Genomic DNA, 14,403 nt, shown 5'->3' with positions numbered 1-14,403 from the left:
ATGGCGGTGATGACTCTCATCCTTGCCGACTCCGGGTATGGCAAAACGTACAGCATCCGCAACGTTAACCCGGAAAATGCCATTCTCGCTCGCTGTATTCGTAAGGCCCTTCCGTTCCGCAATACCGGCTGGAAACTCCACGGTAAACGCCTGCCAGATAACTCAATCCAGCGCGGGAACGTTGTTGATATCCGCAATGGCCGGCATCTTCTTGACGTGATCCGTAACGCTGCGATGAGTGGGCGAAAGATTCTGATTATCGATGATTTTCAGGCCGTAATGCAGCACGAGAACATGGATCGGGCCTACGAGACCGGCTACACCAAGTTTACTGAAATGGCGGAGCACGCCTGGCGCATCATTGAAGCTGCAACCCAGCTCCCTGACGACTTCCGCGTTTACTTCCTCGCCCACACCGAAGAGAGCGAAGGAAAAATCAGGATGAAGACCGTCGGCAAGATGCTTAACGAAAAGCTCACACCCGAAGGCTACTTCCCTATCGTTCTGCGCATTATCAAGCGCGACGGCCAACACCTTTTCCTGTTGAAGGGCGACGACAACGACACCGTGAAATGTCCTCCTGACCTTTTCGGTCCAGAAGTGACTGACATGGATAACGACCTGGCGGCGTTCGACAACGCAATTTCTGAATTCACTGACTTATAAGAGAGATAACGATGAACCAACCAATCAGCTTTACCTGGAACCAGCAGTCGGCAGAAGCAGCACTCAAAGCAGGATCCTCCGCTGGCATTTCTGAAACCGGCGCATACGAAGGCGTGATCACCTCCGCTGTGTATGAGTTCGGCAAGGATGGATCACAGTCGCAGGCACTTGTTCTTTCGCTCGACGCTGACGGCCAGAAAGCAAATTTCCTGCGCATCAACTTCCTCGGTCGCGATGGCACACAGACTTTTGGTATGGGTTTGATCGCCGCCATCATGTGGGCTGCGCAGGTTAAAGACGCTCAGGCGCAACAGCGACAGGGGCAAAGCGGTCATGAATGGTGTCTGCCGGCACTGGAAGGTAAGCGAGTCGGCTTGTTCCTGCAAAAAATCCTCACCACCAAAACTGACGGGAGTGACAGCTATAAGTTTGAAGTGCGCCATGTTTTCCAACCTGGTTCACGCCTGACCTATAAAGAGTTCACCGACAAAACGCCAGCAGAAGCGATCGCTACGCTTGAGCGCACCATGAAAGATAAAGACGACCGGAAACCTCACGATTCTTCACGCGGAGGCTGGGGTGCGCCTTCGAATAACAATGGCGGATGGGGGAATAATCAGACCGATCCAAACTCGGTACCGGATTCCCGACTGCAACAGGCAAACCGTCAGGTTTCGCATAACAACCAGAACCCTCCGTTCGACGACGACATTCCATTCTAGGACACCTCGTTATGACTCACGCTCACGACGACATCAGGGTTGGCACTCTGTGCCTTCCCTTCATTGGTAACGGCTGGCTAATGCCATGGGGTGAAGTGGTCAGCAACCCATTAAAGGCGCAGCGGCTGGCTGAGGAATATCGGGAAAGGCAGGAGGCGGCATGATTCATTTTCACGGCGGCCCTATTACGCCAGACACATGCGCGCTGAAGGCATGGAAAGGCAGGCACGCTTTCATATCCTTCGCTAACCCCGGCCAATTAGCCCTGGCCAGCGAAGTCACCCAGTCTTTCGCGCTGGATAACGGCGCATTCAGTTTCTGGACAAAAAAGCGCGTAGTTAACTGGAATGACTACTACACGTTTGTAGGCCGCTGGATGAACCACCCTCGCTTTGCTTTTTCTGTTATCCCTGACGTGATCGGCGGGACCAGTGAAGAGAATGACGCGTTAATAGCCGAGTGGCCGCATGGAAAAGTAGTTGGTGCGCCGGTTTGGCACATGAACGAGCCAGATGAACGTTTCTTCCGCCTGTGTCGAGAATTTCCGCGCGTATGCATCGGTAGCATGGGTGAATACGACGCCAAGCGACCGCGCGCCTGCCGCGCAAAGCTTCGTGATCTAATTCAGCACATTGTCGACAAAAACGGGTATCCGATAACGAAGCTTCACGGCCTGCGTATGCTGAATGCCGATATCTTCCGCCACATCCCACTATCTTCAGCCGACAGCACTAATGTCGCGCGCAACATCGGAATCGACAAGGCGTGGGATAAATCATCCTACGCGCCAGCAAGCAAAGAAACACGCGCTGCGGTGCTGGTAGAGCGCATTGAAGCCTTTAATTCTGCAAGTTCGCTGAACTACGACGCAGAACGCGATCGGTTCACGCCACAACTTGCTTTCGAGGTGTAATTCCATGACAGGAAAATACTCGCTTATCTACGCAGATCCGCCCTGGTCTTACGGCAACACCATCAGCAACGGCGCTGCCGCCGAGCACTACTCCACCATGAAGCTCATCGACCTGAAGCGTCTGCCTGTGTGGGAACTGGCTGCCGAAAACGCGGTGCTGGCGATGTGGTACACCGGCACGCATAACCAGGAGGCTATCGAACTGGCCGAGGCCTGGGGTTTTACCGTTCGCACGATGAAGGGCTTTACCTGGGTGAAGCTGAATCAGAACGCCGAGTTGCGCATCAACAAGGCGCTGGACGAGGGTGAAGTCACCGACTTTTACGTTTTTCTCGACCTGCTGAACGCCGAGACGCGCATGAACGGCGGCAACCACACCCGGGCCAACACTGAAGACTTGCTTATTGCAACCCGTGGCGCCGGGCTGGAGCGAAAGCACGCCGGGATTAAGCAGGTGGTCTACAGCCCGCTCGGCGCGCACAGCGAAAAGCCCTGGGAAGTACGCCACCGGCTGGAGCTGCTTTACGGTGATGTTCAGCGCATTGAGCTGTTTAGCCGTAGCGCAGCGCCGGGCTGGCAACACTGGGGAAATCAGTGTGCTACTGCCGCGGTTGAATTGCTGCCCGGCTGCGCCATCGATGTTGTGAAAACGGAGGCCGCATGAGCAAAGGTACCATTATCTGCCTGTGCGATATCACTGGCGTCATGTCTGAACCATGGGTTGAAGCCGGTTACCGTGCGGTATTGGTTGACCCGCAGCATCCAGAGACTTCGATCGACGGTCCTGTTGAGCGCATATCGTCAACCATCCTTGAGGCAATGCCGCGGCTATCTCAAATCATCCGCTCTGAGAACGTCGTCATGGTCATGGGCTTTCCGCCATGCACTGAGGTTGCGGTCTCTGGTTCCCGGTGGTTCGAGGCTAAACGAGCAAAAGACCCTCACTTTCAAGCCAAGGCCGCGCTGGTCGCCGAGCAATGCCGGATGACTGGCTTGGCGGCCGGCTGCCCGTGGGCATTCGAAAACCCGGTGAGCGTGTTCAGTAGCATCTTCGGTTCGTCCGATTACACGTTCCATCCGTACCAGTTCACTGGTCTGTGCGCGAATGACAACTACACGAAGCAGACCTGCCTCTGGATGGGTAACGGCTTCAAGGCGCCCGCAGAGAATATGCACCCGATGGTGGAAGCTGCTATCGACGCCGTGAAGCTGGCCTGCGGCCGGATGGTGCCGAAGAAGAAGGCGGTCGGTTCCCTCTCTGGAACATCTTTCGCAGGTTTGGTAACTGACTGGTATCCGGACAACCGTATTCACGAATGCCCACCCAGTGACGATCGCGCAAACATTCGAAGCGCAACCCCTCTGGGCTTTGCGAAAGCGGTTTTTCTTTCGAACGCACCTCACATCAAAGATAAACGGGAGGCCGCATGACGCCGGCAAATGAAAATGCCATCCGCGCCGCCTGCCGCCGCTGCACCGAGGAAATCCAGCAGGCCATGCGCAAGAAGCCAAAGCCTAACTGGAACGAAACGGTGCCTCCCATCATCAACAAGCATCACAAGAAAATTGAAGCTCTTGGAGTTAGCCTTCTGGAGTTCGTCGTATACACAGGGCGGCTTAATCGCCGCTTCGGAGCAGAACAATGAGCAAGGTAACTTTTGTCGTAGATTTTGAGGACGGGAAAGAGCCAGCAGTGCATTCCCGCATGAACATTCTCGGCGGAGAGCTGGCGGCAGTTGCGTGGAAAGATGCGATTAAATCCGAGGTTGTATCCGTAAATGATGGGCTGCCCGCTCCTAATCAGCAGTGTTTGTTATTTGACGCTAACGGAGAAGGCTGGGTCATTGGTTGGCGCTCAGTTTGGCTTTCAGACTGCATGACTGAAACTGGTGACTGGGAATGGAGCTATCAGATTGAGAGCTTGGATGATGAGGAAATGAATATTACTCATTGGGCACCCACACCTCCGGTGCCAGATGCATGAAGGCACTAATCACCCAGGAGCTTAAGGCTCCTTTTTTATTGCTGGCGTTCACCTTCAACCGAATTAACCGACAGTTCCGGGAGCATTGACCATGGCAGACATCATCGACACAGCAGCAGAGATTGAAGAGCTTCAGCGTAACGCCGCCCTTTCCGTTCACCGCATAGACCGTAACGCTGTATCAGCTGAGTATTGCGCGGAATGCGGCGAGGATATCCCAGCGCCGCGGCGCGCTGCCGTTCCCGGCTGCCAAACTTGCGCGGAGTGCCAGAGCGTTATAGGGCTGAAGAATAAGCAGAGGGGAGTTTAAAAGTGATCGGAATACTCAAGCTGGTACCGGAATCGCAATGGCCGGTACGATGCCACGACCCCAAGCGGAGCAACGTGTGGGCTAACGCTTACTTTCTGGTTCAGGAGTTTAAGGAAGACAACGGTGTCATTCGCCTGACGGTGAATACCACCAGCATTGGGAGCTCTGGCCGGTGGAAGGATGGCATCAGTTGGGATGCGCTGCAGGAGATAAAGTCAGCTGTTGGCTATGGCGATCGTGATGCCGTGGAGATTTACCCGCGGGATTCTGATGTGGTGAACGTGGCGAACATGCGTCACCTGTGGATTACGCCGGAGCCAATTAGCTTCGCCTGGCGGAAGTAATTTGACGCTGCGCGCCCAGCGCGCGGCATGAGGAGAGAATATGTCAGCATATGATGAAATTATGAAAGCACTCGCCTTCTACTTCGGCGATGGGGAAGGCCTAAACCCAAGCGAGGAAAGCATCCGTGAAATTATCAGCCAGGAGCATGACCCAATTGAGACGATTGCTAAAGCGCTAGACGATTACCGCGCATCGAAGCCATGACGCAACTGATAGCCAGTTATGAGCTGGCTATTGGGTACGAAAACTTAGTGCGATAGAATACCGACATCATAAAGGAGGAATTAGATGAAACTGACACAACAGCAGTGCACCATCCTAACTGGCTACACTGGGGTATTGATCGGGAGTTTTTCTGATTTTCAGCAGGATGCTGAGAAACGTCTGGGCAGAACTTTGCTTACCCATGAAATGGCCTCTGCCGAGGTTATGTCTGAATTGAAAGAACTTTATAAAAAAGATTTCCTCGCTTTAATGCCCGAATAGACCGTTCGCCACATCCCTGCCTCACCTAAATAGAACCCGCCATTGAGCGGGTTTTCTTTTGGGAGTTAATCATGCAATCAAACCCCATGACCTGGCTCATCGCCGCACTTATGGCGCTGGGCGCTCTCATCTCATTTCTTCACGAACCGGAAGGTGTGCAATGGCTGCTTTTAATGTGGGCGCATTAGTCCAGAAGAAGACCGGCGGTATTCATGGCGTGGTGGATAGCCAACTGGAGCCGGAAGGCGATCACCCGAAAGCCTGGGTGCGATGGGATGACGGCAATTATTCAGTGCACGCGGAAAACGAATTACGCGCGGCCACGCCAGACCAGCCGCAGTTCTATAAAACGATGTCATAGGAGCGATCATGAGCGAGATTATTCAAATCGTGCCCAGCGAGTGGGTGACAGAAGACCTACTTGTGAAAATGACAGGGCTTCGCCCGGGAACGATAGCGCGGGCCCGCAAGAAAAGCTGGCTATGTGGAAGGGAGTACGTCCACATGTCGCCTGACAGCATCCCTAAAGAAAACAGCGAGTGCTTGTATAACCACAAAGCGATCGACCAGTGGGTTGAAAGCCTCAAAAAGAAACAGCCAGGTGCGCGCCAATGAGGATCCGTTTATGCTTAGCGGGCTCTTGGACGTCAGGAGGGAATAATGGCTAAGTCAGCATACCCAACAGGCGTGGAGAACCACGGCGGAACACTCCGTATATGGTTCATCTATAAAGGAAGCCGGGTGCGTGAAAACCTCGGCGTGCCAGATACACCAAAAAATAGAAAAGTAGCTGGCGAGTTACGCGCGTCGGTGTGCTTCGCGATAAAGACAGGCAACTTCAATTATGCGGCCCAGTTCCCTGACTCGCCGAACCTGAGAAAGTTTGGGGTAGAGAGCAAGGAGATTACCGTGCTCGAACTGGCGAACAAATGGCTTGAACTGAAGCGTATGGAGATCAGCACCAACGCGATGTCACGTTATACGTCTATAACGCGCAATATGGTGCCGAGGATCGGCGGGGACAGGCTGGTTTCTGCGGTGACGCAGGAAGACCTGCTGTTTATCAGAAAGGAACTGCTGACCGGGTATCAGACGTTGAAAGCTGGACACAAAACACCGGTTAAGGGCCGCACAGTCAGAACGGTCAACAATTACATGAAGACCATGGCTGGCATGTTCAAGTTCGCTGCTGAAAGTGGTTATGTGAAGGTGAGCCCGTTCACCGGAATAGCCCTTCTCAAACGTTCGCGTTGCGAGCCTGACCCACTGACGCGTGAGGAGTTTGTCAGGATGATTAACGCCTGCGCCAACCAGCAGCTGAAAAACATGTGGTCGCTTGCCGTATACACCGGCGTGCGCCACGGTGAACTGGTGTCGCTGGCCTGGGAAGATATCGACCTGAAAGCAGGAACGATGATGATCCGCCGAAACCACACGTTGACGAAGGAGTTTACCCTTCCGAAAACCGAGGCCGGGACAAACCGCATCATCAACCTTATTCAGCCAGCCATAGACGTGCTGAAGAACCAGGCCGAATTAACCCGCCTGGGTAAGCAGTATCAGGTAGAGGTGAAACTGCGAGAATTTGGTCGCACAGAAGTGCATCCGTGCACATTCGTGTTTAACCCACAAAAAGGATTGCGCAATGGCCGTGCCGGGCATCATTACGCAGTGGGGTCCATTAACCAGTCGTGGGAAGCGGCAATGCGACGCGCCGGGATTCGCTATCGCAGAGCATACCAGTCCCGACACACGTATGCATGCTGGTCGTTGGCTGCCGGTGCTAACCCGAACTTCATCGCGAAGCAAATGGGCCACACCGACGCGCAAATGGTTTACCGAGTATACGGATCCTGGATGGCTGAAAATAACCAGGACCAGATACTCATCCTCAACCAGAAATTGAGTGAGTTTGCCCCATCCATGCCCCACGCAGTGGGATCGGATGGTTATTAATTATAAATATCATTAGATTAGATAACCTAAACTTGCATGCCCATCACTTCCTGATAGGCCGACACCAGCTTGTTACGCACCTGGATCCCCATCTGCAGAGAAACCGAGGCTTTTTGCAAATCGGTCATCACATCATTCAGCGCCACGCCCGGCTCACCGAGGGTGAACTTTTCTGCCTGAGTGCGCGCTGCGGTCTGGGTATCACTGATACGGTCAAGAGCGGCATGCAGTTGCCCTGCGAAGCTGATGCTCGGCTGCTGATCTGCCACATTCTGATTACGGGCCGTCATCGCCGTTGCCTGCAACTGACTGATTACCCCTTCAATGCCCTGTATAGCCATGACTTTCCCCTGGATGGTTTTTTACGCGGTCAAGACTAACAGCTTGTCAATAAGATAATGGCGGTAAATAGCATGAAAAAACCAGGTTATTTGACCCATAGAAAATCACGAATCATCAAATAATGGCAGGGCCATCAATATGGAACTTTTGTCGTGTTTGCCGACCCGGGAGTCAGTTTTGTTTCTCTACACGAATAACGTAAACCACCAGGATTTAAGAGGTGCGCAATGAGTGCAACAGCATCGACAGCGCCGCAGAATAAATCACTCGAGTGGATGAACCGCCTTCGCGCGAATCCTAAAATCCCGTTGATCGTGGCAGGCGCTGCCGCAATTGCGATCCTTGTAGCGATGGTCCTGTGGGCGAAAAGCCCTGATTACCGGACGCTCTACAGTAACCTTTCCGATCAGGATGGCGGCGCCATCGTCACCCAGCTTACCCAGATGAACATCCCTTATCGCTTTGCCGATAATGGCGGTGCGCTTGAGGTACCGGCAGATAAGGTGCACGAACTGCGTCTGCGTCTGGCTCAGCAGGGGCTGCCGAAGGGCGGCGCGGTGGGCTTTGAGCTGCTGGATCAGGAAAAATTCGGTATCAGCCAGTTCAGCGAGCAGGTGAACTACCAGCGTGCGCTGGAAGGTGAACTGGCCCGCACCATTGAAACATTAGGCCCGGTGAAGAGTGCCCGCGTGCACCTGGCGATGCCTAAACCTTCTTTATTTGTCCGTGAACAGAAATCACCTTCGGCTTCCGTTACCGTGAACCTCGAACCTGGCCGCGCGCTGGACGAAGGGCAAATCAGCGCGGTGACGCATCTCGTCTCCAGCGCCGTCGCCGGTCTGCCGCCGGGTAACGTAACGCTGGTTGACCAGAGCGGTCACCTGCTGACGCAATCCAATACCGCCGGTCGCGATCTCAATGACGCGCAGCTGAAATATGCCGCCGATGTCGAAAGCCGTCTCCAGCGTCGTATTGAAGCGATCCTCGGCCCGGTCGTGGGTAACAGCAACGTGCACGCGCAGGTTACCGCGCAGATCGACTTCGCTAATAAAGAACAAACTGAAGAACAATACAGCCCGAACGGCGATGCGGCTCAGGCGGTAATGCGTTCACGCCAGATCAATTCGAACGAACAGGTCGGCGGTGCATACCCAGGCGGCGTGCCGGGTGCGTTGTCTAACCAGCCGGCCCCGGCTAACGCGGCGCCTATCTCTACGCCTCCGGCCAATCAGCAGAACGGTCAGCAAAATAATCAGCAGACCACCTCAACGGCCAGTAACGCCGGTCCGCGTACCAGCAGTCGTAACGAAACCACGAACTATGAAGTGGACCGGACGATTCGCCACACTAAACTGAACGTGGGCGATATTCAGCGTCTTTCCGTTGCGGTAGTGGTGAACTACAAAACGCTGGCGGATGGCAAACCGTTGCCGCTGACCGCCGAGCAGATGAAGCAGATTGAAAACCTGACCCGTGAAGCGATGGGTTACTCCGAGAAGCGCGGCGATACCCTCAACGTGGTGAACTCACCGTTCAACTCGGTTGAAGAGACCGGCGGTGAACTGCCGTTCTGGCAACAGCAGGCGTTTATCGACCAGCTGATGTCCGCAGGCCGCTGGCTGCTGGTGCTGATTGTCGCGTGGCTGCTGTGGCGTAAGGGCGTTCGTCCGCAGCTCCAGCGCCGCGCTGAAGCCGAAAAAGCGGCTCGCGAGCAGATGAATGCGCGTCAGGAAACGGAAGAAGCGGTTGAAGTGCGTCTCAGCAAAGATGAACAGATGCAGCAGCGTCGTGCTAACCAGCGCATGGGCGCTGAGGTCATGAGCCAGCGCATTCGCGAAATGTCAGATAACGATCCGCGCGTCGTGGCGCTGGTCATTCGCCAGTGGATGGGTAACGAACATGAGTAATACGCTTACGGGCACCGATAAAAGCGTCATCCTGCTGATGACCATTGGCGAAGATCGCGCGGCAGAGGTGTTTAAACACCTCTCCCAGCGAGAAGTGCAAATTCTCAGTGCGGCCATGGCCAACGTGCGTCAGATCTCCAACAAGCAGCTGACTGAAGTGCTGGCAGAGTTTGAACAGGAAGCCGAACAGTTTGCCGCGCTGAACATCAACGCCAACGACTACCTCCGTTCCGTGCTGGTCAAGGCGCTGGGCGAAGAGCGTGCCTCCAGCCTGCTGGAAGACATTCTGGAAACCCGCGATACCGCCAGCGGTATCGAAACGCTCAACTTTATGGAACCACAGAGTGCTGCCGACCTTATTCGCGACGAGCACCCGCAGATTATCGCCACCATCCTCGTCCACCTTAAACGTGGTCAGGCGGCCGATATTCTGGCGCTGTTCGAAGAGCGCCTGCGTCACGACGTGATGCTGCGTATCGCCACCTTCGGCGGCGTCCAGCCTGCCGCGCTGGCGGAGCTGACCGAGGTGCTGAACAACCTGCTCGACGGCCAGAACCTCAAGCGCAGCAAAATGGGCGGCGTAAGAACGGCGGCGGAAATCATCAACCTGATGAAAACGCAGCAGGAAGAGGCGGTCATTACGGCGGTTCGCGAATTCGACGGCGAGCTGGCACAGAAAATCATCGACGAGATGTTCCTGTTCGAGAACCTCGTGGAAGTGGACGACCGCAGCATCCAGCGCCTGCTCCAGGAAGTGGATTCCGAGTCGCTGCTTATTGCCCTCAAAGGTGCCGAGCAGCCGCTGCGCGAGAAATTCCTGCGCAACATGTCTCAGCGTGCGGCCGATATCCTGCGCGACGACCTTGCCAACCGCGGCCCGGTTCGTCTGTCTCAGGTGGAAAACGAACAGAAAGCCATTCTGCTTATTGTTCGTCGTCTGGCGGAAACCGGCGAGATGGTGATTGGCAGCGGAGACGACACCTATGTCTAATGAGCTGCCGTGGAAGCGCTGGACGCCGGACGATCTGGCTCCTCCCCTCTCCGAGTTCACGCCAGCCGCGCTCCCGACCGAGGAGCTTGCCCCGGACGTCGAGCAGCCCGAGCTGAGCGAAGAAGAGCAGCAAGCTCAAATGCTGGCTCAGCTGCAAATGCAGGCGCACGAGCAGGGCTACAATGCCGGTCTGAACGAAGGCCGGCAGAAAGGCCACGAGCTGGGGTACCAGGAAGGTCTGTCGAAAGGGTTAGAGCACGGTATCGATCAGGCGCGCCAGCAGCAGGCGCCGATCCATGCCCGCATGCAGCAGCTGGTCAGCGAGTTTCAGCACACGCTGGACGCGCTGGACAGCGTGATTGCCTCGCGACTGATGCAGATGGCGCTGGAAGCCGCGCGTCAGGTGATCGGCCAGACGCCCGTAGTGGATAACACGGCGCTTATCAAACAAATTCAGGGCCTGCTGCAGCAGGAGCCGCTGTTCAGTGGGAAGCCTCAGCTGCGCGTCCATCCGGACGACCTGCAACGCGTGGAAGAGAGCCTGGGGGCGACGCTAAACCTGCACGGCTGGCGCCTGCGCGGTGACCCGTCGTTACATCACGGCGGCTGCAAAGTCTCTGCCGACGAAGGTGACCTGGATGCCAGCGTCGCCACCCGCTGGCAGGAACTGTGCCGCCTGGCGGCACCGGGAGTCGTCTGATGACTGCGCGCCTCACCCGCTGGCTCACCACGCTCGACAACTTTGAGACTAAGATGGCGCAACTGCCATCTGTTCGTCGTTATGGGCGACTGACGCGCGCCACCGGTCTGGTACTGGAGGCCACCGGCCTGCAGCTGCCGCTGGGCGCGACCTGCGTGATCGAGCGTCAGGACGGTCTGGAAACGCGTGAAGTGGAAAGCGAAGTGGTCGGGTTCAACGGCCAGCGCCTGTTCCTGATGCCGCTTGAAGAGGTGGAAGGCATTCTGCCCGGCGCGCGCGTGTATGCCAAAAACACGTCTGGCGACGGGCTGCAAAGCGGGAAGCAGCTGCCGCTTGGCCCTGCCCTGCTGGGCCGCGTGCTGGACGGCAGCGGGAAGCCGCTCGACGGACTGCCCTCCCCGGACACCACCGAAACCGGCGCGCTGATCACCCAACCGTTTAACCCTCTGCAGCGAACCCCTATCGAGCATGTGCTCGACACCGGCGTGCGCCCGATTAACGCCCTGCTGACCGTGGGACGCGGGCAACGTATGGGCCTGTTCGCCGGGTCAGGCGTGGGTAAATCCGTCCTGCTCGGTATGATGGCGCGCTACACGCAGGCTGATGTAATCGTTGTAGGTCTGATTGGCGAACGTGGTCGTGAAGTAAAAGACTTTATTGAAAACATTCTGGGAGCGGAAGGCCGCGCCCGCTCGGTGGTCATCGCCGCGCCGGCGGACGTGTCGCCGCTGCTGCGTATGCAGGGTGCCGCGTATGCCACCCGTATTGCCGAAGATTTCCGTGACCGTGGCAAGCACGTGCTGCTGATCATGGATTCCCTGACCCGCTACGCGATGGCGCAGCGTGAAATCGCGCTGGCCATCGGTGAGCCACCGGCGACCAAAGGCTACCCGCCTTCGGTCTTCGCCAAACTCCCTGCCCTGGTGGAACGTGCGGGGAACGGCATCAGCGGCGGCGGATCCATCACCGCGTTCTATACGGTGCTGACCGAAGGCGATGACCAGCAGGATCCGATTGCCGACTCCGCGCGCGCGATCCTTGACGGTCATATTGTGCTGTCGCGTCGTCTCGCCGAAGCCGGACACTATCCGGCCATTGATATTGAAGCCTCTATCAGCCGCGCAATGACGGCGCTGATAACCGAGAAGCACTACGCCCGCGTGCGTAACTTTAAACAACTCCTCTCCAGCTTCCAGCGCAACCGCGATCTGGTCAGCGTGGGGGCGTATGCCAAAGGCAGCGACCCGATGCTCGACAAAGCGATTACCCTGTGGCCGCAGCTGGAGGCATTTTTGCAACAAGGCATTTTTGAACGCGCCGACTGGGAAGATTCAATTCAGGCACTGGAGCTGATTTTCCCGCAGGTGTAACACAGGTGGAGGGCGAAGGTCATGGCGCAAAACAGCGCGTTATCAACGCTGAAAGATCTGGCTGAAAAAGAAGTTGATGATGCCGCATTGCAGCTTGGCGCAATGCGACGCGGGTGCCAACAGGCTGAAGAACAGTTGAAGATGTTGATCGACTATCAGCATGAATATCGCACCAACCTCAATACCGATATGACACAGGGCATTGGAAGCCAGCGCTGGATTAACTATCAGCAGTTTATCCAGACGCTGGAGAAGGCGATAGATCAGCATCGCCAGCAGCTTAACCAGTGGACCCAGAAAGTCGATACCGCGCTGAATTTCTGGCGTGAGAAGAAGCAGCGGCTGCAGGCCTGGCAGACTTTACAGGACCGACAGATCGCGGCAACGACCCTGGCGGAAAACCGTCTGGATCAGAAGAAAATGGATGAGTTTGCCCAGCGCGCATCAATGAGGAAACCGGAATGATCACACTGCAACAACTGCTGATGAGCGACAGCGACCTGTCAGGCGGCACGCAAACAGGGAAAGGCACCGACGGTGCACAGGACTTTCTCTCTCTGCTGGCGGGCGCCCTGTCGGACGCAACGGGCAAGGGCAAAGATGCGCCGCTGACCCTGGCTGACCTGAAAGCCGCCGGCAGTAAGCTGTCGAAAGTGGCTCAGGACGCCAAAGGGGATACCACCCTGCAGGCCAAAATCGCCGACCTGCTCTCGCGCCAAACCGCCATGAATGGCAATGAAACGTCGCCTATCACCTCGCTTGATACGCTGGTTTCCGGGCTGGTACCGCTGTCTAAAGGTGACGCACTGAAGACGCTCAATGCGGCGAACAGCAAAGATGACGGCAAAAGCGAGCTGAGCGAAGAAGAACTGGCCGGATTGAGCGCCCTGATGGCGATGCTGCCGCACCAGCAAACTACCGCCTCTCGCGTGGCGGGCAGTGACGGCGTTTCGGCCACCGCAACGCTGAATTCCGCGACGCTTTCGCACAATGGTGCGGACCAACCGTCCCTGAACGCGCCTGCGGGAAGCCATGATAAAGCGCAGAATTCTACGCCTTATCAGAGCCAGGTGAAAAATAACGAACCTGCCCTGTCGGGCAACGCGCCGACAACCCCAGCCCTGGCCGCGGCGGCAGAGAAGCAGGAGCTCGCCAGTTCTTCCTCCTCAGCCTCCCCAACGGCTACCCTGGCACCGATTATGTCCAGCCATGCGACCAGTCAGACGGCCGCCACCGTCGCCACCGCGCCGGTGTTAAGCCAGCCTCTGGGCACCCACGAATGGCAGCAATCCCTGAGCCAGCACATCACCCTGTTCACTAAGCAGGGCCAGCAGACAGCCGAGCTGCGTCTGCACCCGGAAGATCTGGGTCAGGTGCAAATTTCGCTTAAGCTGGATGATAACCAGGCGCAGCTGCAGATGGTCTCTGCGCACAGCCATGTTCGTGCGGCGCTGGAAGCCGCGCTGCCGGTACTGCGGACCTCACTGGCGGAGAACGGCATTCAGCTTGCGCAGAGCAGCGTCAGCAGCGAGAGCTTTGCCGGGCAGCAGCAGTCCTCATCCCAGCAGCAGCACCAGGCTTCGCGTTCCGGCAACGCCGGTGGTTTTAATGAAGAGAGCGATGAACTACTGCCTGTTCCTGCTGCCCTGCAATCCGCCGCACGCGGTAACAGTGCCGTAGACATCTTCGCCTAAACGCCAGAGGTAGCGTG

The 14,403-nt window shown here is 56.4% G+C and carries 22 protein-coding genes; 21 read left to right on the top strand and 1 reads right to left on the bottom strand.

Annotated features, from left to right (window positions below; all coding sequences use genetic code 11):
- The 15 genes from P349_RS17805 (at position 1) to P349_RS17865 (ending at position 7,382) form a co-directional block, all read left to right on the top strand.
- Positions 1-666 (top strand): hypothetical protein, encoded by a 666-nt coding sequence (locus P349_RS17805; protein WP_032646369.1) that lies wholly within the window; start codon positions 1-3, stop codon positions 664-666.
- Between the two features lie 11 nt (positions 667-677).
- Positions 678-1,388 carry a hypothetical protein gene (locus P349_RS17810; protein WP_032646370.1) on the top strand — a complete coding sequence of 237 codons (711 nt, stop codon included), beginning with the start codon at positions 678-680 and terminating at the stop codon, positions 1,386-1,388.
- An 11-nt stretch (positions 1,389-1,399) separates the two neighbouring features.
- Complete coding sequence (locus P349_RS25205) at positions 1,400-1,552, top strand: DUF1317 family protein (RefSeq protein ID WP_006809793.1); 153 nt, start codon at positions 1,400-1,402, stop codon at positions 1,550-1,552.
- Complete coding sequence (locus P349_RS17815) at positions 1,549-2,301, top strand: hypothetical protein (protein WP_032646371.1); 753 nt, start codon at positions 1,549-1,551, stop codon at positions 2,299-2,301. The genes P349_RS25205 and P349_RS17815 overlap by 4 nt, the downstream gene beginning before the upstream one ends.
- Positions 2,302-2,305: 4 nt before the next feature.
- Positions 2,306-2,965 (top strand): MT-A70 family methyltransferase, encoded by a 660-nt coding sequence (locus P349_RS17820; RefSeq protein WP_032646372.1) that lies wholly within the window; start codon positions 2,306-2,308, stop codon positions 2,963-2,965.
- On the top strand, positions 2,962-3,732 hold the full coding sequence (locus P349_RS17825; RefSeq protein ID WP_032646373.1) for a hypothetical protein: 771 nt from the start codon (positions 2,962-2,964) through the stop codon (positions 3,730-3,732). The genes P349_RS17820 and P349_RS17825 overlap by 4 nt, the downstream gene beginning before the upstream one ends.
- Positions 3,729-3,947 (top strand): hypothetical protein, encoded by a 219-nt coding sequence (locus P349_RS17830; protein ID WP_023313983.1) that lies wholly within the window; start codon positions 3,729-3,731, stop codon positions 3,945-3,947. The genes P349_RS17825 and P349_RS17830 overlap by 4 nt, the downstream gene beginning before the upstream one ends.
- Positions 3,944-4,285 (top strand): DUF551 domain-containing protein, encoded by a 342-nt coding sequence (locus P349_RS17835; RefSeq protein ID WP_032646374.1) that lies wholly within the window; start codon positions 3,944-3,946, stop codon positions 4,283-4,285. The genes P349_RS17830 and P349_RS17835 overlap by 4 nt, the downstream gene beginning before the upstream one ends.
- 91 nt (positions 4,286-4,376) lie before the next feature.
- Positions 4,377-4,595: a TraR/DksA family transcriptional regulator gene (locus P349_RS17840; RefSeq protein ID WP_032646375.1), complete on the top strand. Its 219-nt coding sequence runs from the start codon at positions 4,377-4,379 to the stop codon at positions 4,593-4,595.
- Between the two features lie 2 nt (positions 4,596-4,597).
- Positions 4,598-4,939 (top strand): DUF7694 domain-containing protein, encoded by a 342-nt coding sequence (locus P349_RS17845; protein WP_032646377.1) that lies wholly within the window; start codon positions 4,598-4,600, stop codon positions 4,937-4,939.
- 40 nt (positions 4,940-4,979) lie between these two features.
- Positions 4,980-5,144, top strand: a complete 165-nt coding sequence (locus tag P349_RS26590; RefSeq protein ID WP_193745653.1) for a hypothetical protein — start codon at positions 4,980-4,982, stop codon at positions 5,142-5,144.
- 84 nt (positions 5,145-5,228) lie between these two features.
- Positions 5,229-5,426 (top strand): DUF7736 domain-containing protein, encoded by a 198-nt coding sequence (locus P349_RS17850; protein WP_032104950.1) that lies wholly within the window; start codon positions 5,229-5,231, stop codon positions 5,424-5,426.
- A gap of 160 nt (positions 5,427-5,586) precedes the next feature.
- A complete protein-coding gene (locus P349_RS17855) occupies positions 5,587-5,787 on the top strand; it encodes a hypothetical protein (RefSeq protein WP_032646379.1) in 201 nt (66 codons plus the stop codon).
- An 8-nt stretch (positions 5,788-5,795) separates the two neighbouring features.
- The gene (gene xisR, locus P349_RS17860) at positions 5,796-6,041 is read left to right on the top strand and encodes an excisionase family protein (protein ID WP_025913358.1); all 246 of its coding nucleotides are present in this window, start codon (positions 5,796-5,798) and stop codon (positions 6,039-6,041) included.
- Between the two features lie 45 nt (positions 6,042-6,086).
- A complete protein-coding gene (locus tag P349_RS17865) occupies positions 6,087-7,382 on the top strand; it encodes a tyrosine-type recombinase/integrase (protein WP_032646380.1) in 1,296 nt (431 codons plus the stop codon).
- A gap of 26 nt (positions 7,383-7,408) precedes the next feature.
- On the opposite strand, the gene fliE is transcribed toward P349_RS17865, so the two are convergent.
- Positions 7,409-7,723 carry a flagellar hook-basal body complex protein FliE gene (gene fliE / locus P349_RS17870; RefSeq protein WP_008500329.1) on the bottom strand — a complete coding sequence of 105 codons (315 nt, stop codon included), beginning with the start codon at positions 7,721-7,723 and terminating at the stop codon, positions 7,409-7,411.
- A gap of 228 nt (positions 7,724-7,951) precedes the next feature.
- Between fliE and fliF the strand changes: the two genes are divergently transcribed.
- From fliF to fliK, 6 genes are read left to right on the top strand one after another with little or no spacing between them, the layout of a single operon-like run.
- Entirely contained in the window at positions 7,952-9,631 is a 1,680-nt protein-coding gene (gene fliF, locus P349_RS17875) for a flagellar basal-body MS-ring/collar protein FliF (RefSeq protein ID WP_024909764.1), read from the top strand.
- Positions 9,624-10,622, top strand: a complete 999-nt coding sequence (gene fliG, locus P349_RS17880; protein WP_023312301.1) for a flagellar motor switch protein FliG — start codon at positions 9,624-9,626, stop codon at positions 10,620-10,622. The genes fliF and fliG overlap by 8 nt, the downstream gene beginning before the upstream one ends.
- Positions 10,615-11,322 carry a flagellar assembly protein FliH gene (fliH, locus tag P349_RS17885; protein WP_032646381.1) on the top strand — a complete coding sequence of 236 codons (708 nt, stop codon included), beginning with the start codon at positions 10,615-10,617 and terminating at the stop codon, positions 11,320-11,322. Before fliG ends, fliH begins: the two co-directional genes overlap by 8 nt.
- Positions 11,322-12,692, top strand: a complete 1,371-nt coding sequence (fliI, locus tag P349_RS17890; protein WP_008500325.1) for a flagellar protein export ATPase FliI — start codon at positions 11,322-11,324, stop codon at positions 12,690-12,692. The genes fliH and fliI overlap by 1 nt, the downstream gene beginning before the upstream one ends.
- A gap of 21 nt (positions 12,693-12,713) precedes the next feature.
- A complete protein-coding gene (gene fliJ, locus P349_RS17895) occupies positions 12,714-13,157 on the top strand; it encodes a flagellar export protein FliJ (RefSeq protein WP_023312304.1) in 444 nt (147 codons plus the stop codon).
- Positions 13,154-14,386: a flagellar hook length control protein FliK gene (fliK, locus tag P349_RS17900; protein WP_032646383.1), complete on the top strand. Its 1,233-nt coding sequence runs from the start codon at positions 13,154-13,156 to the stop codon at positions 14,384-14,386. The genes fliJ and fliK overlap by 4 nt, the downstream gene beginning before the upstream one ends.
- Positions 14,387-14,403: the final 17 nt, after the last annotated feature.

The sequence above is a fragment of the Enterobacter sp. DC4 genome (genome assembly GCF_000568095.1).
GTDB lineage: Bacteria > Pseudomonadota > Gammaproteobacteria > Enterobacterales > Enterobacteriaceae > Enterobacter > Enterobacter pseudoroggenkampii.
Note: the sequence above shows the minus strand (reverse complement) of the source record. Positions and strands in the feature narration are given on the sequence as shown.